Origin of the sequence: Mesorhizobium sp. STM 4661, from assembly GCF_000359125.1 — a bacterium.
Taxonomy (GTDB): Bacteria; Pseudomonadota; Alphaproteobacteria; order Rhizobiales; family Rhizobiaceae; genus Mesorhizobium.
Map to the genome: position 1 here is coordinate 45,701 of NZ_CAAF010000063.1, position 26,342 is coordinate 72,042.

Annotated in this window: 28 protein-coding genes and 1 tRNA gene; 11 read left to right on the forward strand and 18 right to left on the reverse strand. The window is 63.0% G+C overall.

Annotated features, from left to right (window positions below; genetic code table 11):
- Window positions 1-11: 11 nt before the first annotated feature.
- The 3 genes from folE to MESS4_RS20445 all read left to right on the forward strand — a co-directional run bounded on the left by folE (window position 12) and on the right by MESS4_RS20445 (window position 2,246).
- The gene (gene folE / locus MESS4_RS20435) at window positions 12-647 is read left to right on the forward strand and encodes a GTP cyclohydrolase I FolE (RefSeq protein ID WP_006335060.1); all 636 of its coding nucleotides are present in this window, start codon (window positions 12-14) and stop codon (window positions 645-647) included.
- An 80-nt stretch (window positions 648-727) separates the two neighbouring features.
- Window positions 728-1,186 (forward strand): phosphoribosyl-AMP cyclohydrolase, encoded by a 459-nt coding sequence (hisI, locus tag MESS4_RS20440; RefSeq protein ID WP_036241774.1) that lies wholly within the window; start codon window positions 728-730, stop codon window positions 1,184-1,186.
- 97 nt (window positions 1,187-1,283) lie between these two features.
- On the forward strand, window positions 1,284-2,246 hold the full coding sequence (locus MESS4_RS20445) for a patatin family protein (RefSeq protein ID WP_006335064.1): 963 nt from the start codon (window positions 1,284-1,286) through the stop codon (window positions 2,244-2,246).
- An 18-nt stretch (window positions 2,247-2,264) separates the two neighbouring features.
- Here MESS4_RS20445 and recJ read toward each other — a convergent pair whose 3' ends face one another.
- From recJ to MESS4_RS20475, 7 genes are all read right to left on the reverse strand, one after another.
- A complete protein-coding gene (recJ, locus tag MESS4_RS20450) occupies window positions 2,265-4,049 on the reverse strand; it encodes a single-stranded-DNA-specific exonuclease RecJ (protein ID WP_036241776.1) in 1,785 nt (594 codons plus the stop codon).
- 60 nt (window positions 4,050-4,109) lie between these two features.
- Window positions 4,110-5,093: a class II fructose-bisphosphatase gene (gene glpX / locus MESS4_RS20455; protein WP_006335066.1), complete on the reverse strand. Its 984-nt coding sequence runs from the start codon at window positions 5,091-5,093 to the stop codon at window positions 4,110-4,112.
- A 234-nt stretch (window positions 5,094-5,327) separates the two neighbouring features.
- Window positions 5,328-5,495, reverse strand: a complete 168-nt coding sequence (locus MESS4_RS32480; RefSeq protein ID WP_006335067.1) for a Thivi_2564 family membrane protein — start codon at window positions 5,493-5,495, stop codon at window positions 5,328-5,330.
- Window positions 5,496-5,558: 63 nt separating this feature from the next.
- Window positions 5,559-5,915: a hypothetical protein gene (locus MESS4_RS20460; protein WP_006335069.1), complete on the reverse strand. Its 357-nt coding sequence runs from the start codon at window positions 5,913-5,915 to the stop codon at window positions 5,559-5,561.
- Between the two features lie 90 nt (window positions 5,916-6,005).
- Window positions 6,006-7,319, reverse strand: a complete 1,314-nt coding sequence (locus tag MESS4_RS20465) for a homoserine dehydrogenase (RefSeq protein ID WP_006335070.1) — start codon at window positions 7,317-7,319, stop codon at window positions 6,006-6,008.
- A gap of 48 nt (window positions 7,320-7,367) precedes the next feature.
- Window positions 7,368-8,585 (reverse strand): LL-diaminopimelate aminotransferase, encoded by a 1,218-nt coding sequence (locus MESS4_RS20470; protein ID WP_006335071.1) that lies wholly within the window; start codon window positions 8,583-8,585, stop codon window positions 7,368-7,370.
- 50 nt (window positions 8,586-8,635) lie between these two features.
- Complete coding sequence (locus MESS4_RS20475; protein WP_006335072.1) at window positions 8,636-9,028, reverse strand: hypothetical protein; 393 nt, start codon at window positions 9,026-9,028, stop codon at window positions 8,636-8,638.
- 97 nt (window positions 9,029-9,125) lie between these two features.
- On the opposite strand from MESS4_RS20475, the gene phaC reads away from it, so the two are divergent.
- From phaC to MESS4_RS20490, 3 genes are all read left to right on the forward strand, one after another.
- Window positions 9,126-10,961, forward strand: a complete 1,836-nt coding sequence (gene phaC, locus MESS4_RS20480; protein WP_006335073.1) for a class I poly(R)-hydroxyalkanoic acid synthase — start codon at window positions 9,126-9,128, stop codon at window positions 10,959-10,961.
- A 338-nt stretch (window positions 10,962-11,299) separates the two neighbouring features.
- Complete coding sequence (locus MESS4_RS20485; protein WP_244441175.1) at window positions 11,300-12,436, forward strand: YcbK family protein; 1,137 nt, start codon at window positions 11,300-11,302, stop codon at window positions 12,434-12,436.
- Between the two features lie 180 nt (window positions 12,437-12,616).
- Window positions 12,617-12,691 (forward strand) — tRNA-Glu (locus MESS4_RS20490).
- A gap of 145 nt (window positions 12,692-12,836) precedes the next feature.
- Here the strand turns inward: MESS4_RS20490 and MESS4_RS20495 are convergent.
- The 3 genes from MESS4_RS20495 to MESS4_RS20510 form a co-directional block, all read right to left on the reverse strand.
- Window positions 12,837-13,133 (reverse strand): hypothetical protein, encoded by a 297-nt coding sequence (locus MESS4_RS20495; RefSeq protein ID WP_006335080.1) that lies wholly within the window; start codon window positions 13,131-13,133, stop codon window positions 12,837-12,839.
- A gap of 762 nt (window positions 13,134-13,895) precedes the next feature.
- The gene (locus tag MESS4_RS20505; RefSeq protein ID WP_006335082.1) at window positions 13,896-14,213 is read right to left on the reverse strand and encodes a hypothetical protein; all 318 of its coding nucleotides are present in this window, start codon (window positions 14,211-14,213) and stop codon (window positions 13,896-13,898) included.
- A gap of 138 nt (window positions 14,214-14,351) precedes the next feature.
- The gene (locus MESS4_RS20510) at window positions 14,352-15,011 is read right to left on the reverse strand and encodes a DUF2161 family putative PD-(D/E)XK-type phosphodiesterase (protein WP_006335083.1); all 660 of its coding nucleotides are present in this window, start codon (window positions 15,009-15,011) and stop codon (window positions 14,352-14,354) included.
- A gap of 176 nt (window positions 15,012-15,187) precedes the next feature.
- On the opposite strand from MESS4_RS20510, the gene MESS4_RS20515 reads away from it, so the two are divergent.
- Window positions 15,188-16,135 carry a MurR/RpiR family transcriptional regulator gene (locus MESS4_RS20515; RefSeq protein WP_006335084.1) on the forward strand — a complete coding sequence of 316 codons (948 nt, stop codon included), beginning with the start codon at window positions 15,188-15,190 and terminating at the stop codon, window positions 16,133-16,135.
- A 570-nt stretch (window positions 16,136-16,705) separates the two neighbouring features.
- Window positions 16,706-17,557 (forward strand): M20/M25/M40 family metallo-hydrolase, encoded by an 852-nt coding sequence (locus tag MESS4_RS20520; protein ID WP_280110243.1) that lies wholly within the window; start codon window positions 16,706-16,708, stop codon window positions 17,555-17,557.
- 12 nt (window positions 17,558-17,569) lie between these two features.
- On the opposite strand, the gene MESS4_RS20525 is transcribed toward MESS4_RS20520, so the two are convergent.
- From MESS4_RS20525 to MESS4_RS20545, 5 genes are read right to left on the reverse strand one after another with little or no spacing between them, the layout of a single operon-like run.
- Window positions 17,570-18,577, reverse strand: a complete 1,008-nt coding sequence (locus MESS4_RS20525; RefSeq protein ID WP_006335090.1) for a branched-chain amino acid ABC transporter permease — start codon at window positions 18,575-18,577, stop codon at window positions 17,570-17,572.
- Entirely contained in the window at window positions 18,574-19,449 is an 876-nt protein-coding gene (locus MESS4_RS20530; protein ID WP_006335092.1) for a branched-chain amino acid ABC transporter permease, read from the reverse strand. The genes MESS4_RS20525 and MESS4_RS20530 overlap by 4 nt, the downstream gene beginning before the upstream one ends.
- A gap of 12 nt (window positions 19,450-19,461) precedes the next feature.
- The gene (locus MESS4_RS20535; RefSeq protein WP_006335094.1) at window positions 19,462-20,181 is read right to left on the reverse strand and encodes an ABC transporter ATP-binding protein; all 720 of its coding nucleotides are present in this window, start codon (window positions 20,179-20,181) and stop codon (window positions 19,462-19,464) included.
- Window positions 20,178-20,915, reverse strand: coding sequence for an ABC transporter ATP-binding protein (locus tag MESS4_RS20540; RefSeq protein WP_006335095.1), 738 nt, complete (start codon window positions 20,913-20,915; stop codon window positions 20,178-20,180). Before MESS4_RS20540 ends, MESS4_RS20535 begins: the two co-directional genes overlap by 4 nt.
- Before the next feature lie 4 nt (window positions 20,916-20,919).
- On the reverse strand, window positions 20,920-22,158 hold the full coding sequence (locus tag MESS4_RS20545) for an ABC transporter substrate-binding protein (RefSeq protein WP_006335098.1): 1,239 nt from the start codon (window positions 22,156-22,158) through the stop codon (window positions 20,920-20,922).
- Window positions 22,159-22,371: 213 nt separating this feature from the next.
- Between MESS4_RS20545 and MESS4_RS20550 the strand changes: the two genes are divergently transcribed.
- A complete protein-coding gene (locus tag MESS4_RS20550) occupies window positions 22,372-23,196 on the forward strand; it encodes an alpha/beta hydrolase (RefSeq protein ID WP_006335100.1) in 825 nt (274 codons plus the stop codon).
- Here the strand turns inward: MESS4_RS20550 and MESS4_RS20555 are convergent.
- The 3 genes from MESS4_RS20555 to MESS4_RS20565 form a co-directional block, all read right to left on the reverse strand.
- On the reverse strand, window positions 23,193-23,489 hold the full coding sequence (locus MESS4_RS20555) for a DUF982 domain-containing protein (RefSeq protein WP_006335101.1): 297 nt from the start codon (window positions 23,487-23,489) through the stop codon (window positions 23,193-23,195). The two genes, MESS4_RS20550 and MESS4_RS20555, sit on opposite strands and share 4 nt — an antisense overlap.
- 132 nt (window positions 23,490-23,621) lie before the next feature.
- Complete coding sequence (locus MESS4_RS20560) at window positions 23,622-23,858, reverse strand: hypothetical protein (protein WP_006335105.1); 237 nt, start codon at window positions 23,856-23,858, stop codon at window positions 23,622-23,624.
- 120 nt (window positions 23,859-23,978) lie between these two features.
- Window positions 23,979-24,305: a hypothetical protein gene (locus MESS4_RS20565; RefSeq protein WP_006335108.1), complete on the reverse strand. Its 327-nt coding sequence runs from the start codon at window positions 24,303-24,305 to the stop codon at window positions 23,979-23,981.
- A 307-nt stretch (window positions 24,306-24,612) separates the two neighbouring features.
- On the opposite strand from MESS4_RS20565, the gene map reads away from it, so the two are divergent.
- Both map and radC read left to right on the forward strand, forming a co-directional pair.
- Window positions 24,613-25,440 (forward strand): type I methionyl aminopeptidase, encoded by an 828-nt coding sequence (map, locus tag MESS4_RS20570; RefSeq protein WP_006335109.1) that lies wholly within the window; start codon window positions 24,613-24,615, stop codon window positions 25,438-25,440.
- Between the two features lie 60 nt (window positions 25,441-25,500).
- Window positions 25,501-26,256, forward strand: coding sequence for a DNA repair protein RadC (gene radC, locus MESS4_RS20575; protein ID WP_006335111.1), 756 nt, complete (start codon window positions 25,501-25,503; stop codon window positions 26,254-26,256).
- The last annotated feature ends 86 nt before the right edge of the window (window positions 26,257-26,342 follow it).

The following is a 26,342-nucleotide window of genomic DNA, read 5'->3' on the forward strand; positions in this document are numbered from 1 at the left end:
AGACGCCTTTAATGGATGCCGTCATCAAGAAGCTCATGCCCCAGTCCGCCTATATGGAAAAGCCGGTTACCGACCGGCCGAGCGAAGCCGAGGTCGAGGCTGCGGTGCACACGCTTTTGCGCTGGACCGGCGACAACCCGGACCGCGAGGGCCTGATCGACACACCGAAGCGTGTCACCAAGGCGTTCCGCGAAATGTTCAATGGCTATGACATGTGCCCGGCCGAGGAACTCGGCCGCACCTTCGAGGAAGTCGCCGGCTATGACGACCTCGTCATCGTCAAGGACATCACCTTCCACTCGCATTGCGAACACCACATGGTGCCGATCATCGGCAAGGCGCATGTCGGCTATCTGCCGGACGGCAAGGTTGTCGGCCTGTCCAAGATCGCGCGCGTCGTCGACATCTTCGCGCACCGCCTGCAGACGCAGGAGGCGATGACCGCGCAGATCGCCGGCGTCATCCAGGACGTGCTCAATCCGCGCGGCGTTGCCGTCATGCTCGAGGCCGAGCACATGTGCATGGCCATGCGCGGCATCCGCAAGCAGGGTTCCACCACGCTGACCTCGACCTTCACCGGCATCTTCAAGGACACGCCCGAAGAGCAGGTCCGTTTCGTCACCATGGTGCGCGGCGGCGGAGCCTGACCGGGCTTCGCCAGACCATGATCCCGAAAAGTGGAAACCGGTTTTCGGAAAAGATCATGGTCAAACAAGAAAGACCGGCGATGTCGGCACTGGAATTCCCGAAAGCTCCATCGGACAAGCAGGCACTGGAGGAAGGCGCGGTCTTTTCGCCGCGCTTCGACGCCAATGGCCTCGTCACCGTCGTCGTCACCGATGCCGAAGACGGCATGCTGCTGATGGTCGCGCACATGAACGCCGAGGCGCTGGCGCTGACGCTTGAAACCGGCATCGCCCATTACTGGTCGCGCTCGCGCAAGGCGCTGTGGAAGAAGGGCGAAACCTCCGGCAATGTGCAGAATGTCGTCGAGATCCGCACCGACTGCGACCAGGACGCATTGTGGCTGCGCGTGAAAGTGTTGGGCCACGACGCAACCTGTCACACCGGCCGGCGTTCCTGCTTTTACCGGACGGTGGGGCTGATCGACGGCAAGGGGACGCTTGCCGGCGACGGCAGCAAGTCGCTGTTCGATGCGCAAAAAACGTATCGAAAGCCCAAATGAACCATCCATATGAACCATTCGCCGACTTGCCGTCACGTATATTCATGATTTCGATACGGCCCGCCTCTATCTTAGCTGTGGGACAAGGGAGATTGTGATGCTCGAATGGGCGTCATTGCGCAACAGACCGGATGTCAGGGAGGCCAACGGCCCCTCCTCGTCCGGCGGCGCATCCGAAACGCAGCCTGCCAAGAGAACCGGCATCTCACTGGCATTGGGCGGTGGCTGCGCCCGCGGCTGGGCCCATATCGGCGTGCTGCGCGCGCTCGATGAGGCCAGCATCGAAGTGTCGATGATCGCCGGCACGTCGATCGGCGCGCTGGTCGGCGGCTGTTATCTTGCCGGCAAGCTGGACGAGTTGGAAGAATTCGCCAGAAGCCTGACCAGGCGGCGCATCTTTGGTCTTCTCGACCTCAATCTGCGCGGCAGCGGGCTGTTCGGTGGCATGAAGCTCGACGCAAGGCTGCGTGAGCACATTGCCGGGGTTCGTTTCGAGGATCTGCCAAAGCCGTTCGTCTGCGTCACCTCGGAGATCCGCACCGGCCATGAAATCTGGCTGTCGAGCGGTTCGCTGACCACTGCAATGCGCGCCTCTTACGCCTTGCCCGGCGTGTTCGAACCGGTCAATTGCAACGGTCGCGTTCTGGTCGATGGCGCACTGGTCAATCCGGTGCCGGTTTCGGTATGCCGTGCCTATGAGCAGCCGCTGGTGGTCGCGGTCAACCTTCACTACGATCTGTTCGGCCGCGCCGCCGTCATCAAGCACAGCGCCGGCGAACTGGTCATCGAGAAGGATGCGCCGAGAGCCGGCCAGGTCGACACCGGGTACCAGTCACGGCTCGGCATCACCGGCGTCATGGTCGAAGCCTTCAACATCATCCAGGACCGCATTTCGCGCGCGCGGCTTGCCGGGGATCCGCCTGACATGTCGCTGCAGCCGAAGCTCAGCCATATCGGCCTGACCGAATTCCACCGCGCCGACGAGGCGATCCGCATCGGCTATCAGGCGACGATGGCCCAGATCGGCGAATTGACCAGGCTGCAGACCGTCCTCGCCTGACCTGAACTCGATACATCCTCAGGCACGCGCTGCATCCATGATGCGGAACTGCACCGTGCGATTGCCGTTCCAATGATTGCCCGACAGCGAGCCGGCGACATGCACCGTCTTGCCCCTGTTCTTGAACAGGAATTCGCCGAGTGCGGTATCGACGGCGCGAAAGGCGATCGCCTGGATGCGGCCGCCGCTTTCCGACTGCAGTTCGGCGCGGATGTGATTGGTGCCGACCGCCCGTGCATCGACCAGCCGATGGCGCGGCAGCGCGAAGACCGGCGCGACATGCCCCGCCCCGAATGGACCCGCCTTCTCCAGCGCGTCGAGCAGGTCGAGCGTCGCGCCCTCGGCCGATAGCGCACCGTCGATGGCCAGGCTTTCCTCGCCCTGCAGCCGGAACACGTCCGCCGCCGCGCGTTCCTCGAAGAACGCCCTGAGCACGCCGAGTTTCGCCCGCTCAACGGTGATGCCGGCGGCCATGCCATGACCGCCGCCCTTGACGATCAGCCCGGCATCGGCCGCCTCGCGCACCAGCCGTCCCAGGTCGAAGCCGGACACGGAGCGGCCCGAACCCGTACCGACGCCATTGGCGTTGAAGGCAATGGCGAAGGCTGGCCGGCGCGCATGGTCCTTGAGCCGCGAGGCGAGCAGGCCGACGATGCCCGGATGCCAATTGGAACTGGCGGTGACGACGATGGCCGGACCATTGCCGCCGGCAAGCTCGGCATCTGCCTCAACGCGTGCCGCCGCCAGCATCTCCTGCTCCATCAACTGCCGCTCCTGGTTGAGCCGGTCGAGCGTCTCGGCGATGGCGCCGGCCTCGACCGGATCGTCTGTCGCCAGCAGACGGCTGCCAAGCGCTGCATCGCCGATGCGCCCGCCGGCGTTGATGCGCGGACCGATCAGATAGGCCAGATGGAAGGTGCTGACCGGCTCGCCGATGCGCGAGACCCGCGCGAGTGCGGCCAGCCCCTCGTTGCGCTGCTGGCGCGCCATCCGCAGCCCCTTGACCACGAAAGCGCGGTTGACCCCGGTGAGCGGCACCACATCGCAAACAGTGGCCAGCGCCACGAGATCGAGCAGGGCAAGCAGGTCCGGCGGCGCGGCGTCCGGCAACAGGCCGCGCAGGATCCTCGCCGTCTGCACCAGGCAGAGGAAAACGACACCGGCGGCGCAAAGGTGACCTTGCCCCGAAAGGTCGTCCTCGCGATTGGGATTGACGACCGCATTTGCCGCCGGCAACGGTCCACCGACCTGATGGTGGTCGAGCACCACGACATCGGCGCCGGCTTGCCTCGCCGCATCGATGGAAACGGCGCTGTTGGTGCCGCAATCGACGGTGACGATCAGCGTTGCGCCGCGCGACACGAGTTCGCGCATGGCTTCCGGATTGGGACCGTAACCTTCGAAGATACGGTCCGGTATGTAGATCTCCGACGGCACCGAAAAATGCGCGAGGAACCGCTTGAGCAGCGCCGACGAGGCCGCGCCGTCGACATCGTAGTCGCCGAAGATCGCCACCTTTTCCCTGGCCATGACGGCGCCGGCGATGCGGGCGGCGGCCTTGTCCATGTCGGTCAGCGAGGCCGGGTCCGGCAAAAGGTCGCGGATGGTCGGATCGAGGAACCGTTCGGTCTGCTCGGCACTCACGCCGCGCCCGGCAAGGACCCGCGCGACAATGTCCGGCACGCCATGGCCTTGCGCGATGGCGAGCGCGGTCATGTCCTGCCGTTCGGTCAACCGGTGCTCCCAGGAGACACCGGTGGCCGACTGCCTGACATCGAGGAAAATACGTCTTTCGCCCGTCACGCGACGCGCCGTCTGCAAATTGTCATTTCTCACAATATGCGACGGCTAAATCTGGCGAAATCAAAACTTTTCCAGATCCTGGTGGCGCGCCTTGATCTCGCGCACGGTGCGTGATGACGAGCGCAGCACGATCGTATGCGTGGTGATGGAATTGCGGCCAAACTTGACGCCGGCCAGCATGTTGCCATCGGTCACGCCGGTCGCCGCAAACAGCACGTCGCCGCGCGCCATGTCCTGCGTGCGATAGACGCGCTTGGGATCGGAGATGCCCATCTTTGCCGCGCGCGCCACTTTTTCCGGTGTGTCGAGGATCAGCCTTCCCTGCATCTGGCCACCGGTGCAACGCAACGCCGCCGCCGCCAGCACACCTTCTGGCGCCCCGCCGGTACCGAGATAGATATCGATGCCGGTCTCGTCCGGGTCGGTGGTGTGGATGACGCCGGCGACGTCGCCGTCGCCGATCAGCCGGATCGCGGCGCCCGTGGCGCGCACCGCCTCGATCAACTTGCCATGGCGCGGCCGGTCGAGGATGCAAGCGGTGATCTCCGATACCGGCACACCCTTGGCCTTGGCCAGGCTGGCGATGTTTTCGGCCGGCGAGGCGTCGATATCGACGACGCCGTCAGCGAAGCCCGGGCCGATGGCGATCTTGTCCATGTAGACATCGGGCGCGAACAGCAGGCTACCCTTTTCGGCGATCGCGATGACGGCCAGCGCATTGGGCAGGTTCTTGGCGCAGATCGTCGTGCCTTCCAGCGGATCAAGCGCGATATCGACCGCCGGACCTTTGCCGGTGCCGACCTCCTCGCCGATATAGAGCATCGGCGCCTCGTCGCGCTCGCCCTCGCCGATCACCACCGTGCCCTTGATGGCGAGACGGTTGAGTTCCTGGCGCATCGCATCGACCGCGACCTGGTCGGCGGCCTTTTCGTCGCCTCGCCCACGCAATCTGGCGGCCGCGACCGCGGCGCGTTCGGTGACGCGTACCAGTTCCATGGTGAGTATCCGGTCAAGGCCGGCGACAATGTTCTGGGCCACATTCATCGGTGGAAAATCCTCGTTGACACGCCTCCCGCCAGAGGCGCATCCGTTTTGTCAAACGAGCATGACAAGGACAAGACCTGTTCGAGGATTTCTCGAAAAGGCAAGGATATCAATCGATTGAAGGCATGACGATACACACCCGGCTGCGCCGAGCCGGACGTGTTTCAGTGGATGAAATAGAGTTGCCGCTGCGCGGAGCCTCGAGCCCCGCGTCGGCCGCCCCGCCGTCGCGCCTTAGAACACCGCGAGGTATTTCAGCAGCGAAATAATGCCGATGATGATGACGATGATCTGGGCGATCTGTCGCATCCTGGCGTCAAGCGGAAGACGCTGAACCAGATAGAGAACAAGGATGATCACCAGGAACGTGATCAGAATGCTTATCAGCATGGATAAAGCCATGACGCCCTCCTGAAAAAGACATGCGGAACGAAACCGGCGAAGCCGGCCTTTCCCAAAATTGGATCAATACCATCGCCTCGGCGTGTCGTTCATGGCTTGCCCGACAGCCATTCCCGCCAGAAAGCCAAGCAAGCCGATCACCCCGACCACTGCCGTCGTCGTGCCGGGGTTCTCCCGCGCCACTTCCGATACCGCCTGGGCTTGGGTGCGCAATTGCTGCGCGGTGCGCGTCGCGCGGGCCGCGGCGCTGTCATACATTCCGAACGCCTGTTCCTCGGCATCGGCGACCAATTCGGCGCCGCGTTCCGAGATGCTCTTGTTGATCTTGGCGACCTCCTTGCGCAGGTCGGCGATCTGTTTTTCGAGCGACTTTTGGATGTCGTCGATGCTGGAGCTGTCGGGCTTCGATGCTTCGGCCATTGTGCATTTCCTCAGGGTTGGAGACCTGAGGAGAACGGCGCGAGCTGAAATTCGTTCCGACCGCGACCGCAGCCGCAACGTCCGGATGGATTAACCCGCCCGCTCGATACGGATCACTTGCGGCTTGTCGGTGAGATGGCCGTCCTTGGTGATGCCGTCGACGGCCTTGCGCACCGCCGCCTCGGTCGTCTCGTGGGTGACGAGGATGACCGTCTTCTCGACGGCGGTTTCCGGCCCGGCGGCGTGCTGCACGATCGATTCCAGCGAAATCTCGTTGTCGGCCATGCGCTTGGCGATTGCGGCGAAGACGCCGATCCGGTCATGCACTGTCAGCCGGATGAAATAGCCGCCGGCATGGCTGCGCATCTGCGCCTTCTTGTAGGGCTTGAGCTCCTTCGTCGGCCGGCCGAAAACCGGACCGTGCTGGAAACCGGGCCGGCTCTTGGCGATGTCGGCAATGTCGCCGATGACAGCCGAAGCGGTGGCGTTGCCGCCGGCGCCCGGACCGGAGAGCAGCAGTTCACCCAGAATATCGGTTTCGATGGCCACCGCATTGGTGACGCCATGCACCTGCGCGATGACCGAGGCCGTCGGCACCATGGTCGGATGCACGCGCTGTTCGATGCCGCTTTCCGTGCGCTGGGCGACGCCGAGCAGTTTTATCCGGTAGCCGAGATCGCTGGCGGCGCGGATGTCGGCCTGGCTGATGTTGGAGATGCCTTCCATGTAGATGTCGTTGGCGGCGATCCTCGTGCCGAAGGCAAGGCTGGTCAGGATCGACAGTTTGTGCGCGGTGTCTTGGCCTTCGATGTCGAAGGTGGGATCGGCCTCGGCATAACCCAACCGTTGCGCATCCTTCAGGCAAGCGTCGAAGGACAGCCCCTCGGCCTCCATGCGGGTCAGGATATAGTTGCAGGTGCCGTTGAGGATGCCGAAGACGCGCGTGATCGAATTGCCGGCCATCGCCTCGCGCATCGTCTTGATGACCGGAATGCCGCCGGCCACCGCCGCCTCGTAGTTGAGCAGCACGCCCTTCTTCTCGGCGATCTCGGCAAGCTGCACGCCGTGCCTGGCGAGCAGCGCCTTGTTGGCGGTCACCACATGGCGGCCGGCCTCGAGCGCCGCTTTAACCGACGATCGCGCGGCGCCTTCGTCGCCGCCGATCAGCTCGACGAAGACGTCGATGTCGGCGGTCTGCGCCATCTTTACAGCGTCGTCGAACCATTTGGCCGCGCCGAGATCGACGCCGCGGTCGCGCTTTGGATCGCGAGCCGAAACAGCCGACACGACGATGTCGCGTCCGCATTGCCGCGTCAGTTCCGCCGCCTTGTCGTGCAGCACGCGCGCCACCGAGGCGCCGACGGTGCCAAGACCGGCAATTCCAACACGCAACGCTTCAGCCATGTCCGGCGACGCCCCTCAAGAACTTGATCGATGTGATATCAGGCAAACTCAGCGATGCGCGGCGAGCGGCACCACATTGTTGGGCTGCTTGGCGCTGGACGCCAGGAAGCGCTTGATGTTGCGCGCCGCCTGCCGGATCCGGTGCTCGTTCTCGACCAGCGCGATGCGCACATGATCGTCGCCATGCTCGCCGAAGCCGACGCCCGGCGCCACCGCCACATCGGCGTGTTCGATCAGAAGCTTGGAGAATTCGAGCGAGCCGAGGTGGCGGAACGGTTCGGGTATCGGCGCCCAGGCGAACATCGACGCCGCTGGTGCCGGAATGATCCAGCCGGCGCGGCTGAAGGCGTCGACCATGACGTCGCGGCGCTTGTGGTAGATGTCGCGCACCTCGGCGATGTCGGCGCCGTCGCCGTTCAGCGCGTGTGCGGCCGCCACCTGGATCGGCGTGAACGCGCCGTAGTCGAGATAGGATTTTACACGCGTCAGCGCCGAGATCAGCCGCTCGTTGCCGACCGCGAATCCCATACGCCAGCCGGGCATGGAGAAGGTCTTCGACATCGAGGTGAACTCGACCGCTACGTCGATCGCGCCCGGCACCTGCAGCACCGAGGGCGGCGGATTGCCGTCGAAGTAGATTTCCGAATAGGCAAGGTCCGACAGGATGATGATGTCGTTCTTCCTGGCGAAGGCCACCACATCCCTGTAGAAATCGAGCGAGGCGACCAGCGCCGTCGGGTTCGACGGATAGTTGAGGATCAGCGCCAGCGGCTTCGGGATCGAGTGGCGGATGCCGCGCTCGAGCGCCGGAATGAAGCCGTCATCCGGCTCGACCTGCAGCGAGCGGATGACGCCGCCCGACATGATGAAGCCGAAAGCATGGATCGGATAGGTCGGATTGGGGCACAGGATCACGTCGCCTGGAGCGGTGATCGCCTGCGCCATGTTGGCGAAGCCTTCCTTCGAGCCCAGCGTCGCCACCACTTGCGTGTCCGCGTCGAGCTTCACGCCGAAACGGCGGGCATAGTAATTGGCCTGGGCGCGGCGCAGGCCAGGAATGCCGCGCGACGACGAATAGCGATGCGTGCGCGGATCGCGCACGACCTCGCACAATTTGTCGACGATCGCCTTGGGCGTCGGCAGGTCCGGATTGCCCATGCCCAGGTCGATGATGTCGGCGCCGCGCGAGCGGGCACTGGCCTTCAGCCGGTTGACCTGCTCGAAAACATAAGGCGGAAGCCGGCGGACCTTGTGAAATTCTTCCATGGCGGTTCCAGACAATTGGCAAAGATGGTTTTCGGTCGCGCGATATAGGCTTATTTGCAGTCAGGGTCGAGAGCGGGGTCGCATTTGGCTCCGATCTGCTTCAGCGTATCGGGCCCGTGCTGCTTTGCCAGCGCGTTCAGCGTCGCCGGGTTGGTCACCTTGACCGCGCCACCCTTCGAGCCCTGCCCCTGCTCGTCAGCCTTCAACTGGGCGAGCTTGGCATTCTTTTCCGCGTCGGTGAATTGCTCCGCCGCCACCTGCGGTGGAACGTTGAGGTTCGGATAGGTGCCGGTGTCCTTCGGCCCATCGGCGGTAGCAACGGGCGTGGCACCCTCGATGTTGGTGCTCGAACAGCCGGCGATCGCCAGCAAGACGACCGCCGCGCCGATGCGGCAAAAACGACCAGTGCCGGAAAAAACAGTTTTGCCAATATTAATTGTCATATTGTTTCCTTGGCATCCGGGGTAGAGCGCGTTGGACCCTGTCGGATGTCCCATGATAATATGTCAAGAAAACGCTTCGGGAGGAACCCCGCGCACCATGTCCAAAACACCCGATTCGGGCAAAGCGGAAGATGATCAGCCTTCGACCGTTGAGCAATATCTGGTGAAGGACCCGGAACGCTTCGCCTTGAACATGGCGCGCATGATCGAGCAGGCCGGCAAGGCGGCCTCCGCCTGGGCTGAGCCGCGCGAAAAAGGCGATGTGCGCGATCATGTCGCCGAGCCGGTCGTCGACATGGTGAAAACCTTCTCCAAGCTCAGCGAATACTGGCTTTCCGACCCGCAGCGGGCGCTCGAAGCGCAGACGCGGCTGTTTTCCGGCTACATGACCGTCTGGGCCAATGCCATCCAGCGCATCAGCGCCGACGGCCAGGATGCCGACGACGCGGTCAAGCCCGAGCGTGGCGACAAGCGTTTCCAGGACCCCGAATGGGGCCGCAACGCTTTCTTCGATTTTTTGAAGCAGGCCTATCTCGTCACCTCGCGCTGGGCGGCCGAACTGGTCGATCACGCCGATGGCCTGGACCAGCACACCCGCCACAAGGCCAGCTTCTATGTCAAGCAGGTATCCAACGCCATCTCGCCGTCGAATTTCATCCTGACCAACCCGGAACTGTTTCGCGAGACCATCGCCTCGAATGGTGAAAACCTGGTGCGCGGCATGAAGATGCTGGCCGAGGACATCGCCGCCGGCAAGGGCGACCTGAAACTGAGGCAGGCCGACTACTCGCCCTTCGAGATCGGCAAGAACCTCGCCACGACGCCTGGCAAGGTGGTGGGCCGCAGCGATGTCGCCGAGATCCTGCAATACGACCCGGTGACCGAGACCGTGCTCAAGCGGCCGCTTTTGATCTGCCCGCCATGGATCAACAAGTTCTACATCCTCGATCTCAACCCGCAAAAATCCTTCATCCGCTGGGCGGTGGAGCAGGGCCATACCGTTTTCGTTATCTCCTGGATCAACCCGGATGAGCGGCACGGCACCAAGAGCTGGGAGGCCTATATCCGGGAGGGCCTGCAATACGGCCTCGACACGGTCGAGAAGGCTACCGGCGAGAAGCAAGTCAACGCCATCGGCTATTGCGTCGGCGGCACGCTTTTGGCGGCGGCGCTCGCATTGATGGCGCAGGAAGGCGACGACCGCATCAAATCGGTCACCTTCTTCACCACGCAGGTCGACTTCACCCATGCCGGCGACCTGAAAGTGTTCGTCGACGAGGAGCAGGTCGCGGCCGTCGAGAAGTCGATGAGCGAAAAGGGCTATCTCGACGGCACCAAGATGGCGACTGCCTTCAACATGCTGCGCTCGGGCGACCTGATCTGGCCCTATGTCGTCAACAACTATATGCGCGGCAAGGATCCCCTGCCCTTCGACCTGCTCTACTGGAACGCCGATTCGACCCGCATGGGCGCCGCCAACCATTCCTTCTACCTGCGCAACTGCTATCTCGAGAACAATCTGTCGCAAGGCATGATGGAGCTGGCCGGCCGCATGATTTCGCTCGGTGACATCACCATCCCGGTCTACAACCTCGCCTCGAAGGAAGACCATATCGCGCCGGCGCTTTCGGTGTTCCTCGGCTCGAAATATTTCGGCGGCGAGGTCGAGTATGTCATGGCCGGCTCCGGCCACATCGCCGGCGTCGTCAACCCGCCGGCGGCGCAGAAGTATCACTACTGGACGGGCGGCACACCGATGGGTGACTTCGACCAGTGGGTCGCCAAGGCCACCGACCATCCCGGCTCTTGGTGGCCGCACTGGCAACGCTGGATCGAGGCCAGGGACAACACCAGAGTTCCCGCCCGCAAACCCGGCAAACATATGAAAACCTTGGGCGATGCTCCCGGCACCTATGTCAGGGTGCGCGTGTAACCTTCTGTAACGTGTGGTGAGTTGACGCGCCGCCAAAAGAGGGCGAAATGGTGTCGTCAACCCTCAAGCGGCCTCGATTCAGCTCTAGCCGTCGAATTACTTTGAGGCTTGCGGATTTGACACAGGTCTCGTTTCCGGTTCGGGGACAATGATTATTTCGGCGCGACTTCCAGACGCCGCGCCAATGACGTACCGGTCGGACATCGAGGGGGAATTTTGTTTTGGAATCAGTAGGATCGCGCCTCGCGAAGGGAGAAAGCCGCGCTATTGTGGCAGCGCTTTTTTCCGTGCTTCTGGCGTCCTGCACCTCCGCGGGTGACCCCACTTTGGCCGTTGGCATGCCGGGCTACAACGCCACATCAGCCGATATCAGCACCGCCTCTGGCGCCAACCCGGTCGCCGCTGTCGATTCGTCGTCGCAGGTGGCGACTTCACAAATAACGATGACGGCCGAGGGCGACGCGACCCTTCCCGAACAAGTCGCCTATGTGCCGGTAGCCAGGCCGGGGACCAAGCCCGACGCCGGTTTCCCGGTTGCCGTTCCCACAGGCGCCGAGACGATTGCAGGCCACACGCCGCAACCACTGGAGCAATCCGGGCAGACGGCTGAACAGGCTGACGCCGCGGCGCAGAAGACACAAACGGCCGATGCGGCCGCCGCCGCGCCGAAGCCGGAAGGTGCCGCTTCGGTCATGAACAATCCGGTCTATGTGACCGCCGGCGAGCCGCAGCCGCAAGCGCCGAAGAAAAGCTTCCTTGCCTCATTCTTCAGCGCCACGCCCGCCTCTGCCGCACCGGCTCCGCAGATCAGCGCCAGGTCAGGCGAGCAACCCGCTGTCGCGCAGGCCGCCACCGCGCAGCCCAAGGCCGCCACGCCGACGCCGGCAAAGGCGGCCGTGACGCTGGCCTCGGCCACTCCGGCCGAAAAGCCGGTGCAACTGGCTTCGACCGATACCAGCAATTACACCAGCGACGCATTGCCTGGCGTGCGTCAGACGGCGTTGTTCGAGATCAAGCGCAAATCCGGCCTCGACGACGAGAGCGACGTCGATCTCAACGAGGACGAAGGTTCGGGCGGCTCCTATCAGGTGGCGTCCGCCGCCGGTCTTGCCCGGCTGGCGCCCAACGGCCTCCTCAAGCAGAACGAGAGCGTCGACGTCGCTTGCCTGAAGCCGTCGCTGGTCCGCGTGATGAAGACGATCGAGGGTCACTACGGCAAGAAGATGATCGTCACCTCAGGTTATCGCGACCCGGCCCGCAACCGCCGCGCCAACGGCGCCAAGAATTCGCTGCACATGTACTGCGCCGCAACCGACATCCAGGTTCCGGGCGTCTCGAAGTGGGAACTGGCGAGCTATATCCGCACCATGCCCGGCCGCGGCGGCATCGGCACCTACTGCCATACTGAATCCGTTCACGTCGACGTCGGCCCGGAGCGCGACTGGAACTGGCGCTGCCGCCGGCGCGCCAACTAGTTCTCCTACGCAAGGGAAATCCGCCGGACGCGCTGGCTGGCAGCGTCGCGCGTTTGCGCCGAACGGGACCAATGCGCCGGAAAGACGCGGTTTGCGGCCGCCCGAAAAAAGTTGTCGCAGGCGGCGGCAGACGGGTTGCCGGTTTCAAACAACGCAACTATAAACCGCTCTCATCTGAGCGCGCCCATCGTCTAGCGGTCAGGACACCGCCCTTTCACGGCGGTAACAGGGGTTCGATTCCCCTTGGGCGTACCAGATAGCTAGCCGAAACCACTGCATCTTTGGCAACTTTACGACGGCGGCGAACTTTCGTTGTCGTAATCGTGCCTCCGATTCCCAAAGACACAGCGCTCGCCTTAGACGCACATAATTCTCTCTGACCTCAGCGTGAGCCTCGGGATCAGTCGGCGATCCCGCCTTCGCGATTCACTACAAGGCGCACCAACTGGGGCAGATTTGCCAAATGTGCCCTCGTCGCCATCCGCCGCTCTTCGGCCGACCTGGCAAAGCCGCTTGATCGCGGCCTTCCTTTCGACATCGCCAAGCCCTTGTCCAGGACATCCTGAAGATCTGTCGTGTAGTAGGCGGTGTCCTCCAGACCGCTGAAGAAGTTTATGCGGTGGACCTCCCCTTTCTTGCTCATGACAATGCCTGCTTTTCGGAGCACGTCCTGAACCGCTTTATACGTCAAGTTCATGGTTACCTCCTTATTAAGACAAAGCAGCATCACCCTTCCTTGTAACCGTTTCGTGGCGGTGATTGACGAAAGTGCAACAGGATAATGTGGCCAACCCAAAACTCGGACCATTTTGGAGCAGCGAAGCGCGCGAAATTGCGATCCATCACATTGGTGGGCCCAGAGCGAGAAACGCGCCGTGCTGAAGAATTCAGGTGCTGTCATAATTCATTCGCATGTTTCGCTCCAACCGGCTTGAGCGCATGTATTCAGCAGCCGGCGCGAGCCTCCCCCATGGCCGCTGGTCAGGCCCAGCGGCCTACCGCTGCCAGTACTCTACCAAGCCGCTGGGCCGTCCATCTCCCAAGAATACCTTCAAGACCAATCACCGTGCGTGAGAGCGCTCTTAAGTTTTCCACTGCTAATATTAGCTCATTCGATTTTTCTCTACCCGTCGTTTGCGAGACTCAATTAGCTTCCGCTCATGGAACGCCGGCACGCCATCCGAAGGGTCAAGGACGGGCTTTGGGAAGTCTACGACATAGACGACGAAAAGGTCGTCTTCGTGGACGAAGTACCCCTGACCAATTTGCAGGATGAGGAGGCACTCGACGCCTTGGAGTTGCTAAAGGATGGTTTCCTGCTCCCGAAAAAACGCAGGTCGTCATCACGCCGAACTTGACCGCGCGCTTACGAGCAGAAAAGTTTTACAATGGGTGGATCCTCGGATCTTGGATTATGCGCCTGTTAACTGCCTTGGCCAAACGCCGCGCGTCGGCGGAATCAACATTTCCTGCTTCTGGCTGCTGCAATCGCAGCCTGCTGCCGCCGCAGCCGCTCGATCTTCGCGCTTTCGCGAGCAGCGATGGTGGAAGCGACGCGCTGGCCGCCCCATAGCCAGGTCGGGATATTTGCATGAGCGACCTTGCCCCGGGCGATCGCCGTCTGTGATATCTCGCTGGCGACGGTGCCCATTGCCACGTTGAGTTCGACGCAACTCATCGTGTCGTATTTCGCGGCATCGACGGAGGCGCGCAAAGGCGATGCGCAGCCAGTCATGAGGCTGCAGAGCAGGAGCGCGGTGGCGGAGATCGCCTTCATTTTCGCCGGGATTCCATAGCGGTCACCACTTGATCGGTTGTCCGGCCGCTGTCGTCGGAGCGGTCTTCTCATCTGGAAGAGGCTGTCACGTTTCGCTTCCTCCAACAATCCTTCGACGGCAAGTGGCAAACCGCCTCGTCATGGCGCCGGCTGCGGCCAGCGCTGCAAGGCCGCATAGCCAATTTCGGTAAGCGCATAGACGCCGCGCTCGGCCCTGGTGAACCATCCATAGACATTGTGAAGCAGGATGTTGGCGGCGCGAGGCGAAATGGCTTTCAGGTCGCGCGGGCGCTTGGGACCGTCCACCATCGCCGCGGCGCAGGCCAGCGCATCCTGCCGGTAGGCCGTCATGATCGGTGTGCGGGAGCCGCCGCCGACCACAGGGTCGCCACGCCGGCGCCGGTGCTCATCCATCAGGCGCGATCTTCGCCTGGGATCTCGCCGCGGCGGCGGAGCGGCCGGACTGAGCAGCAGTTCGACATTGCCGGAGGAGCCGACCGCCAGAAGGCCGAAACCGAGCCGGCGGCAGAGTGCGCGGAACCGGCGATCGTGCTCGCGGCCCTTGCCCCGACTTGACATGCGCGCGGCGAGCCAGACCTCATCGCACGCCGCGGCGCGATCGATGCCTTGAAGCACGAGCTCGAGGTTGAATTGCAGTTTCAGTTCGCAAATGACAAGCACGGGCGGCTCGCCGTCGCGCAATCCAACGACATCGCAGCCGCCGACTTCGCCTTTGACAGTGAATTCCAGGCTCTCGAGAAACCGCTTCACCGGGCTGTAAAGAGACGTCTCCTGCATGCCGGAGCCATAGCCGATTCGGGCTGCGCTCGCACAGGGTGGCCTCGACACACCACCTGGGCGGGACAGAGGGAGTCCGGGCTCTCGATCTTTGTAGAAACCCTTCCAAAAATTGACATCAGGAACAGAATTTGTAATTTCTCTATCATCGACTGAAGCGGAAAGGGAGAGGTCCGGTGTCGATCCGCGAAGAGTTGGCGCATACCACCCTGGTCCTCACATCCGCCGAAGCCAAGATCGTGCAGGTTCTTCTTGCCGACTATCCGATGTCCGGCCTCGGAACCGCCACGCGCCTGGCAAAAGCAGCGGGCGTCAGCGATCCGACGGTCATGCGCCTCATGGTCAAGCTTGGCTATGGCGGCTTCGGCGCCTTCCAGAGCAAGCTTCTGGCCGAAATCGAATCCCGGCTGCACTCCCCGTTGCTGATGATGGAGGCCAAGCGCCCCGCCAATTCGAGCGAAGGCATGGTCAACGACTATTTTCATTCGGTTTCAGACAGCCTTGAGCGGACGCGCACGGCGGTGGCTTCCCAAAGCTATGGCCGCGCCGCCAGGATGGTGCTCGACTGCAAGGGCCAGGTCGTGCTGCTCGGCGGACGCTTCAGCCGCCACATCGCCTCGATGCTCGCCGGCTATCTCGTGCAGTTCCGTCCCGGTGTGCACGACATCGGCTCGCTGGCGCCGACGGATTTCGACCTCTTGATCGATCTCGGCAAGCGCGACCTGCTCGTCGTGTTCGACTATCGCCGCTACCAGTCGGACGTGGTCAACTTCGCCCGCCAGGCACGCGAGCGCGGCATGGGCATCCTGCTCTTCACCGATCCGTGGCTCTCGCCCATTTCCGAACAGGCCGACCTGACGTTGATCGCCGCAATAGAAGCCAATTCGCCCTTCGACACACTGGCGACGGCTGTCGTCCAGATGGAAACCGTGTTCGCCCATGCGCTGGAGAGTGAAGGCCTGACGGTGCGCAAACGCATCGAGGACATCGAAAAAATCCGCCGCGCCAATGGCGTGACGCTCGACGCTTCGGATTTCATCGGCGCCGGCCCCAAGAGCGCCGCCGCTGGCGATCCGGCAAAGTGGGCGGCACCATTCGTGAGGGGCAAACCCAAATCGACATAGCCGGGGCCGACATGATCGGCGCAGCATGAGCGGCTGATTTGCCGGGCCACCCGCAACACCAAGAGACAATCACAAACGCCGCCGAGGCACGAAAGGACACCGAAATGCAGGACAGGGATGCGGCCGTCGCCGCCGCGCAAGCCGAGATCGACAAGGATCGCGACTGGGTGATCGGGCTGACCAGCGACATGGTGCGGATTCCCTCCGTAAACCCCAAATTCGAAACCCGGCAGGGTCTGAACCGCGAGGCCGATGTGCAGGCGCTGCTGGAGCCGATCCTGAAGGCGGACGGCTTTTCGACCGAACAATGGGACGCCTTGCCGGGGCGGCCCAATCTCGCCGGCGAATGGGCGGGCGATGAGGAGCGCAGCCTGATCCTGTGCGGCCATGTCGACGTCGTGCCGGTCGGTGAAATGAAGAACTGGTCGGCCGATCCGTTCGGCGCCAATATCACCAACGGGCGTCTTTACGGCCGCGGCGCGGTCGACATGAAGGGCGGCGTCGCCGCCCTGCATCGCGGCCGCGCATGCCATCCGCAAGGCCGGCATCACGCTCCAGGGCCGGCTGGCGATCCATACGGTGGTCGACGAGGAAGCCGGCGGCTTCGGCGCCATGGACGCGGTCGCCAGGGGCAAGCTCGCCAAGGCGGTGCTGGTCGCCGAACCGACCTGGGGCGACGTCCTGCCGGTCGAGGGCGGGCTCGAATGGGCGCGGGTGACGATCCGCGGCCGCAACGCGCATTCGGCGCTGCGCTACAATGAAATCTATCCGCAGCGCCATGGCAAGGACCGGCTGGAGCCCGGCGTCAATGCTATCGAGCTGGCCGCTCGTTTCATAACGGCCGTGCGCCAGTACGAGCTCGACCGCACGCGGGCCAGATCGCATCCGCTGCTGCCGATCGGCATGAACACGATCAACATCGGGGTGATGCATGGCGGCACCGGACTTGGCGAGAACGGCCTGCCGACGGTGATGACCAATCCGGCGATCATCCCGGACGTGGCGGTTCTCGATCTGGACATGAAATTCCTGCCTGACGAGAACTCAGCCGATTATCGCCGTGATTTCGAGACTTTCGTGCATCATTTCGCCGCCGCCGACGCCTGGCTGCGCGACAATCCGCCGACCATCCAGTGGGAGCTCGGCGGTCTTTACTTTCCGCCGATGAACACCTCGCCGGACCATCCGCTGGTCCAGTCGCTCGTCGCCAACAAGGCTCGTATCGGCAAGACACCGCAAGTAAAGGGCTTCGTCGCCGTCTGCGATGCCGCGCACTATGCCGGCGCCGGCGTCGACGGCGTCATCTTCGGCCCGTCCGGCGACGGCTTCCACGGCGCCGACGAATATGTCGAGGTCGACTCGGTGGTGGAGACCGCCAAGGTCATCGCCGCTTCCGTCATCGACTGGTGCGGCGTCCGCTGATTTCGGCTGTCATCAGGCCGGGCGCTTGATCCGCTCGGTCACCAATGCCCAGGCGGCGCGGATCATGCCGACCAGGCCGCTCGGATAGACCAGCATGATGACGATGATGAGCAGCGCCGTGATCATCGGCCGCCACGCGCCGAAATCGGCCATCGCCTCGGAAAAGACGGTCAGCACGAAGGATGCGATGATGGCGCCGTAGATCGTGCTCGTCCCACCCAGCAGCACCATCGACAGGATGATGGTCGCCAGGCTCATGCCGAACACGTCGATCGAAGCGTTGCGCTGGTAGGCGGCATAGAAAGCGCCGGCAATCCCGGTGAAGAAGGCGCTTGCCGCCAGCGTCACCATACGCTGCCTGACCAGCGAGACACCGCGGCTGATGGCATATTCCTCATTGTCGCGGAGCGCCACGATGCTGGCCCCGGCGCGCGAACGCACGAACAGGCGCAGGAACAGCGTACTCGCCACCAGCAGCGCCAGCGCGATGTAGAAATAGGCGAGCTTGCCGTCGCGGATCATGTTGTGGTCGAAGAGATAGAGACCGGGCACCCGCACGAGACCTTGCGTGCCGCCCGTCAGGTCCGATTGGCTGATGATGACCTGCATGACAAGCTGCGCGAAGCCGAAGGTGACCAGGATGATATAGATGCCCTTCAGCCGCAGGATCGGAATGGTCACCAGCACGGCCGCCAGCGTCGATGTCACGCCGCTGGCCAGAAGTGCGATCCACGGATCGATCCCTGCCACCTTGGCCAAGAGGCTGTAGACATAGACGCCGATGCCGAACAGCGCGAGGTGGCCGAAATTGAAGACACCGCCATAGCCGAGGCTGAGATCCCAGTTCGAGGCGACGATGGCGTAGATGAAGATCATGATCAGCACATGCCGGCTGTAGCTGTCGCCTAAAACGAGTGGCAGCAGGGCAAGCAACAGGAAGCCCGCGACGAAGCCGATCGCCTCGCGGTTCCAGGTGACACGGCCGGGAGCGGACGGGATGGCAATGTCGAGGAGCGTCATGCGAGCCCCCTCGAACGGCTGGCGAAAATACCCTCCGGGCGCACCATGAGCGTTGCAATGAGCACGAGGAAAAGCAGCGCCGGTGTCCAGTAGAGGCCGAAATAGTAGTTGCTCGCCGCCTCGAAGAACCCGATCAGGTAGGCAGCGAAGATCGGCCCTGAAATGCTTGAAATGCCGCCGAAAACCACCACGATCAGCGCCTTGAGCAGCGGATCGGCGCCCATCGACGGGTTCATGAAGCGGTAGCCGCCCATGAAGATCCCGGCGAGCCCCGCCAGCGACGCGGCAATGGCGAAGGCAAGGCCGTAGAGCGCCGTGACATTGAGGCCGACAAGTTGGCTCGCATCCTCGTTCTGCGCCACCGCCCTCAGCGCCAGGCCGAGCCGCGTGCGGTTGAGGAACGACCATAGGGCCGCCAGTACGAGCGGCGTGATGACGATGATGGCGATCTGGTGCAGCGACACGCCGACACCGGCGATGGTGGTGTTGCCCTCGATCAGGCTGGGCAGCTGCTTGGAGCGCGGGCCCCAGACCGTCAGTGCGCCGTTTTCGATCAGCGAGCCCGCCGCCAGCGTTGTGATGACGACGACCAGCACGATGTTCGGACGACCGATCAGCGGCCGCACCACCGAGGCCTGCAGGATCCAGCCCGCGCCCGCCATGACGATGACGGCGAGCGGGAAGGCGATCACCACCGGCAGGCCGAAGGCGACGAGCTGCCATGCGAAATAGGCGCCCAGCATCATGAACACGCCATGGCTGAAATTGAACACACCGATCGTCGTCCAGACCAGCGCCAGCCCCACCGCCATCATGGCATAGAGCGAGCCCTGGAAGAGACCGCCGAAGAAGATGTCCGAAAACACACTCATCCCTGTCCGTCCTCAATGTCCGAAATACATGGCCATGATTTCGCTGTGCTCGATGCTCTCGCCTGGCCGGATCTCGGTCTTGACCACCCCGTGATCGACAAGGAAGAGCTGCCGGCTGAGTTCGAGCAGGAACTCGATGTCCTGCTCGACGACGACGAGCGGCACGCCGCCCCTGGAGATGTCCATGACGGCGGCGCAGAGTTCGTCCTTGATCTTCGGCGCCAGCCCAAGGGTCGGCTCGTCGAGGATCAGCAGGCGCGGATGGCTCATCAGCGCCGTGCCGATCGACACCATCTGGCGCTCGCCGCCGGAAAGCGTGCGCACCCTTTGCCGCCAGCGCTCGGCGAGCTTGGGGAACAGCTTCACCACCTTTTCGCGGTTCTCGCTCTCATGCGGCCGCGCCCGCGGTGAATAGGCGCCAAGCGCCATGCAGTCGCCGATCGTCAGATCCGGAAACAGCTTGTTGCCTTGCGGCACATGAATGAGGCCGGTGGCGACGATGGCGCGCGCACTCAAACCGGTAATGTCCTTGCCGTCGAAGACGACGTGACCGGATTTCGGCGCGACCAGGCCGGAAATGGTCCTGAGCAGCGTCGTCTTGCCGTGGCCGTTCGGGCCGAACAGTCCGACATTGCCGAACCGGCCGGCTTCCAGCGTTATGTCGTGCAGGACGGTCACGCGGCCATAGCCGGCAGTGACCGCCTCGACGCTCAGGATCGGGCTTTCGCTCACGCCGCCGATCTCCTGGTGCCGAGATAGGCTTCCACAACGCGTTGGTCGGCGATCACGCTTTTTGGCTCGCCAGCGGCCAGCACGCGGCCCTGGTTCAGCACCAGAAGATGCTGCGACAGGCTCATCAGGAAGGTCAGCACATGTTCGATCAGCACCACGGTGATGCCGCGTTCGGCCGTTCGTCTGATCAATCCGATCGAGGTTTCGATCTCCGGCTTGGTCAGGCTCGATGCCGGCTCGTCGAGCAGCAGCATGCGCGGTTCCGTGGCGATGGCCGTTGCGAGCATCAGGCACTTGCGGTCGAACACCGACAATTCACCGGCGAGGCGCCCGAAGGCCGGGCTCGAAAGACCGACGAACTCCAGCACTTCGGCGGCGCGGCTCCGTGCCTCGGCCGCCCCTCGCCCGGGCTTGCCGTAGCTTGCGCCGATCAGCGCGTTTTCGAACACGGTCAGCCCGTCGAAACTGGTCTCGCGCTGGAAGGTCCGCGCAAGGCCGAGCCGTGCAATGGCATTGCCGGACCTCGCCTGGATCTCCGCCCCATCGAACCGTATCCGGCCCTTGTCGGGGCCGAACGGTATTCCGGTGATGACATTGAACAACGTGCTCTTGCCGCTGCCGTTCGGCCCCGCGATGCCGAAGATCTCCCCGGCCTCGACGGCGAACGAAACGTCGTCGACCGCCTTGAGGGAACCGAACGCCTTCGATACGCCCTCGACTTCAAGCAGCGGCATGCCGCTATTTCATCCAGGGCTGCGGCTGGAACTCGCCGGTCGCGTATTTGGCGGGCGAGATCAGGGTGCGCTTGCCGTCCCAGATCTGGAAGAAGGTGATCGGGATGTAGTCGTCGCCCTGCAGGGCAAGATGCGTCGCCGGATCGAATTTCAGCCGGCCCTCGGCGACCTGCTTGTCGGTCTCGGACAGCGCCTTCATGATCGCGGCATGGTCCTTCGGATCGCCGGCCTTCTTCACGGCGTCGAAGTAGACATTGACCATCTCGTAGAGGGCGACGCCGTAAGTGCCGCTCTCGACGCCGTATTTGGCCTGGAACTTGCCGGCCACTTCGTCGGCGCGCGGGTTCTTCGGCGTGGTCAGCGCGCCGCCGAGCAAGTCATAGATGACGCCGTTCGACTTTTCCTTCGTCAGTTCGACGAATTCGGGCACGCTCGGCGCATACTGCAGGAACACCAGGCTCTTGGTCGGCTGCTCCAGGAACTGGTTGAGGAACGAGGCCGAATTGCCGGGCAGATAGTCGGTGTTGATGACCACGTCCGGCACGTCCTCGCGCACCTTGGCCAGGATCGAACGCCAGTCGGTCACTTCGCCGAAGGGCACGAGTTCGTCGACGGTGATGGTCCAGCCCTTCTCCTTGAAGGTCTTCTTCATGCCTTCCGAGATGGTCTTCGAATAGGCATTGTCGGACGAGATGATCGCGACCTTCTTGGTCGGCAGCGCGATCTTGCCTTCAGCCGCCAGCTTCTCGACAAAACTGGTGACATCGGTGTTGTAGGCATCGAAGGACGGGGTCAGCGACCAGCAGCAGGCGTATTTTTCCGGATCGGGCGCGATGATGTCCTTGGTCTGCTGCGACGTGGCGGCGAGCATATAGGGCATCTCCGCCTCGGCCATATTGTCAATCTCGAAATTGGTCAGACTGGCATAGCCGGTCAGCATGAAATGCACGTCCTGGTCGCCGAGCAGGCGCTCGACCGCGCTGGTGACGTTCGCCGCCGACTGGTCCTTCACGTCGCCCACGACCAGCTCGAACGTATCCCCGTCGATGCCGCCCGCGCTGTTTGCTTCGTCGATGGCCATCTGCGCGCCGCGCTGGAATTCCTGGCCGTCGGCTGCCGCGGGGCCGGTCAGCGGCGCCAGCAGGCCGATCTTCACCACATCGGCCAGCGCTGGCGCGGCGCTCAGCATCACGCCAAGCGCGGTTCCGAGCAGGATGTGCCTGAAATGGCTTCTCATCGACATTGTTTTCATTGTCCCTGTTCCCCTGTTTTGTCCTGGCGATGGTTGGATGATTGACAAATAATGCACAGGCGGGCCAATTTGAAAAGATATTTTCATGAGCAGGCAAGCAGATTTGCCTGCTCGTTAACCGCGCGAAACCGTGCGATGCATTTCTAGGCAGTTCGCTGGGATGCAGCGGACAAGCGAAGGCAGACAGTGCGAATGGAGACAGGGATGGCGGCTACGGTCAGGACGATCGAAACCAGTCATGGTACAATCGCCGTGCGCGAGAGTGGCGGCACCGGCATGCCGGTGCTGATGATCCACGGCAATTCGTCGTCAGGCGCCGTCTTCCGCAATCAGTTCGACGGCAGGATCGGCGCGACCTACCATCTGATCGCAGCCGATCTTCCCGGCCATGGCCAGTCCTGCAACGCGGTCGATCCGGAACGTAGCTATTCCATGCCTGGTTATGCCGACGCAATGACCGAGGTGATGAACAGGCTCGGCATCGAAAAAGCAGCAGTCTTCGGCTGGTCGCTGGGCGGTCACATCGGACTGGAGATGATCGACCGCTATCTCGGCATGCTCGGTCTGATGATCACCGGAACGCCGCCGATCGCCGCCGCCGATCTTGGCAAGGGCTTCAAGACCAGCCCGCATATGAACCTTGCAGGCCAGGAGATCTTCACCGAGGCGGATATCGACGCTTATGCGCACTCCACCTGCGGCGAGCCCTATGACCAGTTGCTCCGCAATGCCGTTGCGCGCACCGATGGTCGTGCTCGCGCGCTGATGCTCGGCAAATTCGCCGCCGGCTTTGGCGGGGACCAGAGCCAGATAATCCTCGGCAGGACACCGCCGATCGCGGTGCTCAACGGTGCGGACGAACCATTCGTCGACACCGATTTCCTCGACACGATCCCCTTCTCGAACCTGTGGGAAGGCAAGAAGCACCTGATCAGCAATTCCGGCCATGCGCCGTTCTGGGATTCACCGGACCGGTTCGACCCGATCTTCGAACGTTTCCTGAAAAGCCTGGAGCCCGGCTGGCGCTAAGCCCTCAACCCTCTCGCCTCGCTACCCCGTTTGCCCCGAACCATCATATCCCGGGCCAGGAGGCGGCTGACGCGGCAGAACGCCATGAACGCCCGGCAAGCATCCTCGGTCTTGACCAGGTCGACCGTCGCGCCGAAGCAGGCGTTGAACGCAGCCTGATAGACCGGGCCTTGCCGACGGACCGGCCAGCCCTGCAGGAAATCCAGCGCCTGTTCGACGCTGTAGATTTCCTCGACCGGCAGGCTGGGCGCAGTCGTGATGCGCACAGGCACCTCGAATTGCAATCTGTCCATTCGCTTCTCTCCCGAACGGCGTTGCTGCACCAGCGCCGTTCGTCGCGGAAAAAGTTGCTTTGACCGACTTTTTCGCTCAGAAATGTGTCGCCAGTGCGGTCGCCGAGCATCGATGAAGCTCGCAAAGAAGGTCTATTGGTTCGCCGGGTCGGTTTCCGCCTCATAAGCCATGCGGACGGCTATGATCACGACGTATAAGGACGGCACGGCAAAAATGGCTCCGAGCACCAGCGCCGCGGTTCCCGCCATGCCGAGCGTCTCGGCGATCGCCCAATAGACGGTCCCGATGCAGATGAGCGCCTGCACCGAGAGGAACGAGGCGGCCGAGGCCGCGCGCGTGAGCGTTTTGACTGTTTTGATGCGTTGCATTGAAAATATTCCGGAAATGAAGCGCCACGCGGCTAGTGGACGGCCGACAGCCGCCGCGCAGGTCGCGACGCGAAAAAAGACGTGAATGGGCTGGATAAGCGCGGTCCGAGACCGCTCAGGTCAGATGGATGGCGGTGCGCGGGGCTGGTTTGCACTCGCCTGCGGCGCAGTCACGAATGCATACACGCCCGACGCCCGGACCGGCGAAACCCGATTGAGCAGGAAGAAGGCGGATTCCGGCGGAAGCGCACCGGGATTGCCGCTCACGAATTTGATCGGGAGCAGCCGGCCGGAGCGAATTTCGAGAGGCTGCGCCTTGCCACGCGGCAGCGCGACCGCGTCGCCCTGCCGCGCCGTGGTGATGCCAGCGCCACCCGAAGCGGCGGTCGCGGAAGCAGTCGCCTCCGACTGGACCAGGCACAACAGCGACAGCAGCAGCAGAGCCATCAGGCCCGAACAGGCTGCTTTTATCGGCGAAGTGAATGGCCTGGCGCGCTTCGATGCCATCAAGAGGCGAGGTCTCCGAACTCTGTCACCGCCCTACCGTGTCCAGCCGAAAAAGGAAAGCATCGCGACCAAACGGCTGTCGCGGGCGCAAGCACAAGATGAGCCACAACGCATGAATATCGCGGGCGTTCGCCCTTAGCCGGCAGTTCGTCCTTGAACCTTGCGCCGTCCGGTGCCAAATCTGGTGGGATTTTTTTCGCGCGGGCTTATATCGGGAGCCCACTCACACACCCGGCAAACGGACAAAATGGTCACCTATCTCGACGCCGCCACGGCACCGCTCAGAAACACCGGCCAGATCCGCCTCTACGGCGAGGAAGGTTTTGCCGGCATGCGCAACGCCTGCGACCTCACCGCGCGCTGCCTCGATGAACTGGTGCCGATGGTCGCGCCCGGCGTCACCACCGAAGCCATCGACCGTTTCGTCTTCGAGTTCGGCATGGACAACGGCGCGTTGCCTGCGACGCTCAATTATCGCGGCTACACCAAGTCATCCTGCACCTCGATCAATCATGTCGTCTGCCACGGCATTCCTGACAACAAGCCGTTGAAGGAGGGCGATATCGTCAACATCGACGTCACCTACATCCTCGACAGCTGGCATGGCGATTCCTCGCGCATGTATCCGGTGGGCACCATCAAGCGCGCCGCCGAACGCCTGCTGGAGGTCACCCATGAATGCCTGATGCGCGGCATCGCGGCCATCAAGCCCGGCGCCCGCACCGGAGCCATCGGCGCCGCCATCCAGACCTATGCGGAGGGTGAGCGCTGTTCGGTGGTGCGCGATTTCTGCGGCCACGGCGTCGGCCAGCTTTTCCACGATGCGCCGAATATCCTGCACTATGGCAGCGCCAGCGAGGGCGTCGAGATGCGGCCAGGCATGATCTTCACCGTCGAGCCGATGATCAATCTCGGCCGGCCGCATGTTAAAGTGCTGTCGGATGGCTGGACGGCGGTGACGCGCGACCGCTCGCTGTCGGCGCAGTACGAACACACGATCGGCGTCACCGAAACCGGATGCGAGATTTTCACGCTGTCGCCCAAAAACCTCGACCGCCCCGGCCTGCCGGCATAGTCTTTCTGCGCCGGATCTTTTCGGCCAAGGGAATGCGGGCCAGGGGAATGCGGGCGGCTTATGGCGAAAACCAGCGACGACGACGAACGGATCTTCTTTCCCGAACGACCGACACAATCGATCGCTAAAGCCAAATCGGCGGAAAAACCGCATTACCACGGCCATCGCGACCGTTTGCGCGAGCGCTTTGCCGCCGCGGGGCCCGACGCCCTCCCCGACTACGAATTGCTCGAGCTCCTGCTCTTTCGGCTGATCCCGCGTGCCGACACCAAGCCCGTCGCCAAGGCACTGCTGGCGCGCTTCGGCACGCTGGCCGAAGTGCTTGGTGCGCCTGCCGCGCGGCTTGAGGAGGTCAAGGGCATCGGCCCGGCGGTGGCGCTTGACCTAAAGGTCGTTGCCGCGACGGCCCAGCGCATGGCGCGCGGCGAGATCATCGACCGCGAACTGATGTCGACCTGGACACAGCTTCTCGAATATTGCCGGTCGGCCATGGCCTTCGAGGAACGCGAACAGTTCCGCATCCTGTTTCTCGACAAGAAGAACGCGCTGATCGCAGACGAGGTGCAGCAAGTCGGCACCGTCGACCACACGCCGGTCTATCCGCGCGAGGTGGTCAAGCGCGCGCTCGAACTCTCCGCCACGGCGATCATTCTGGTGCACAACCATCCTTCGGGCGACCCGACGCCGTCGCGCGCCGACATCGAGATGACCAAACTGATCATCGAGACGGCCAAACCGCTCGGCATCGCCATCCACGATCACATCATCATCGGCAAGAAGGGCCATGCCTCGATGAAGGGCCTGCTGCTGATTTGAGCAAAGAATTCCCGAGCCGAAGGTTCGCGACCGCGAAAAAATGGAAGTCGGTTTTTGCTGCCTTTTTCAGCGATGATCTCTTCAAG

Excerpts from the sequence above, each read along its gene's own strand:
- folE (WP_006335060.1), top strand. The coding sequence starts at position 12 with ATGGATGCCGTCATCAAGAAGCTCATGCCCCAGTCCGCCTATATGGAA.
- hisI (WP_036241774.1), top strand. The coding sequence starts at position 728 with ATGTCGGCACTGGAATTCCCGAAAGCTCCATCGGACAAGCAGGCACTG.
- MESS4_RS20445 (WP_006335064.1), top strand. The coding sequence starts at position 1,284 with ATGCTCGAATGGGCGTCATTGCGCAACAGACCGGATGTCAGGGAGGCC.
- glpX (WP_006335066.1), bottom strand. The coding sequence starts at position 5,093 with ATGAATGTGGCCCAGAACATTGTCGCCGGCCTTGACCGGATACTCACC.
- MESS4_RS32480 (WP_006335067.1), bottom strand. The coding sequence starts at position 5,495 with ATGGCTTTATCCATGCTGATAAGCATTCTGATCACGTTCCTGGTGATC.
- MESS4_RS20460 (WP_006335069.1), bottom strand. The coding sequence starts at position 5,915 with ATGGCCGAAGCATCGAAGCCCGACAGCTCCAGCATCGACGACATCCAA.
- MESS4_RS20465 (WP_006335070.1), bottom strand. The coding sequence starts at position 7,319 with ATGGCTGAAGCGTTGCGTGTTGGAATTGCCGGTCTTGGCACCGTCGGC.
- MESS4_RS20470 (WP_006335071.1), bottom strand. The coding sequence starts at position 8,585 with ATGGAAGAATTTCACAAGGTCCGCCGGCTTCCGCCTTATGTTTTCGAG.
- MESS4_RS20475 (WP_006335072.1), bottom strand. The coding sequence starts at position 9,028 with ATGACAATTAATATTGGCAAAACTGTTTTTTCCGGCACTGGTCGTTTT.
- phaC (WP_006335073.1), top strand. The coding sequence starts at position 9,126 with ATGTCCAAAACACCCGATTCGGGCAAAGCGGAAGATGATCAGCCTTCG.
- MESS4_RS20485 (WP_244441175.1), top strand. The coding sequence starts at position 11,300 with ATGCCGGGCTACAACGCCACATCAGCCGATATCAGCACCGCCTCTGGC.
- MESS4_RS20495 (WP_006335080.1), bottom strand. The coding sequence starts at position 13,133 with ATGAACTTGACGTATAAAGCGGTTCAGGACGTGCTCCGAAAAGCAGGC.
- MESS4_RS20505 (WP_006335082.1), bottom strand. The coding sequence starts at position 14,213 with ATGAAGGCGATCTCCGCCACCGCGCTCCTGCTCTGCAGCCTCATGACT.
- MESS4_RS20510 (WP_006335083.1), bottom strand. The coding sequence starts at position 15,011 with ATGCAGGAGACGTCTCTTTACAGCCCGGTGAAGCGGTTTCTCGAGAGC.
- MESS4_RS20525 (WP_006335090.1), bottom strand. The coding sequence starts at position 18,577 with ATGACGCTCCTCGACATTGCCATCCCGTCCGCTCCCGGCCGTGTCACC.
- MESS4_RS20530 (WP_006335092.1), bottom strand. The coding sequence starts at position 19,449 with ATGAGTGTGTTTTCGGACATCTTCTTCGGCGGTCTCTTCCAGGGCTCG.
- MESS4_RS20540 (WP_006335095.1), bottom strand. The coding sequence starts at position 20,915 with ATGCCGCTGCTTGAAGTCGAGGGCGTATCGAAGGCGTTCGGTTCCCTC.
- MESS4_RS20545 (WP_006335098.1), bottom strand. The coding sequence starts at position 22,158 with ATGTCGATGAGAAGCCATTTCAGGCACATCCTGCTCGGAACCGCGCTT.
- MESS4_RS20550 (WP_006335100.1), top strand. The coding sequence starts at position 22,372 with ATGGCGGCTACGGTCAGGACGATCGAAACCAGTCATGGTACAATCGCC.
- MESS4_RS20555 (WP_006335101.1), bottom strand. The coding sequence starts at position 23,489 with ATGGACAGATTGCAATTCGAGGTGCCTGTGCGCATCACGACTGCGCCC.
- MESS4_RS20560 (WP_006335105.1), bottom strand. The coding sequence starts at position 23,858 with ATGCAACGCATCAAAACAGTCAAAACGCTCACGCGCGCGGCCTCGGCC.
- MESS4_RS20565 (WP_006335108.1), bottom strand. The coding sequence starts at position 24,305 with ATGGCTCTGCTGCTGCTGTCGCTGTTGTGCCTGGTCCAGTCGGAGGCG.
- map (WP_006335109.1), top strand. The coding sequence starts at position 24,613 with ATGGTCACCTATCTCGACGCCGCCACGGCACCGCTCAGAAACACCGGC.
- radC (WP_006335111.1), top strand. The coding sequence starts at position 25,501 with ATGGCGAAAACCAGCGACGACGACGAACGGATCTTCTTTCCCGAACGA.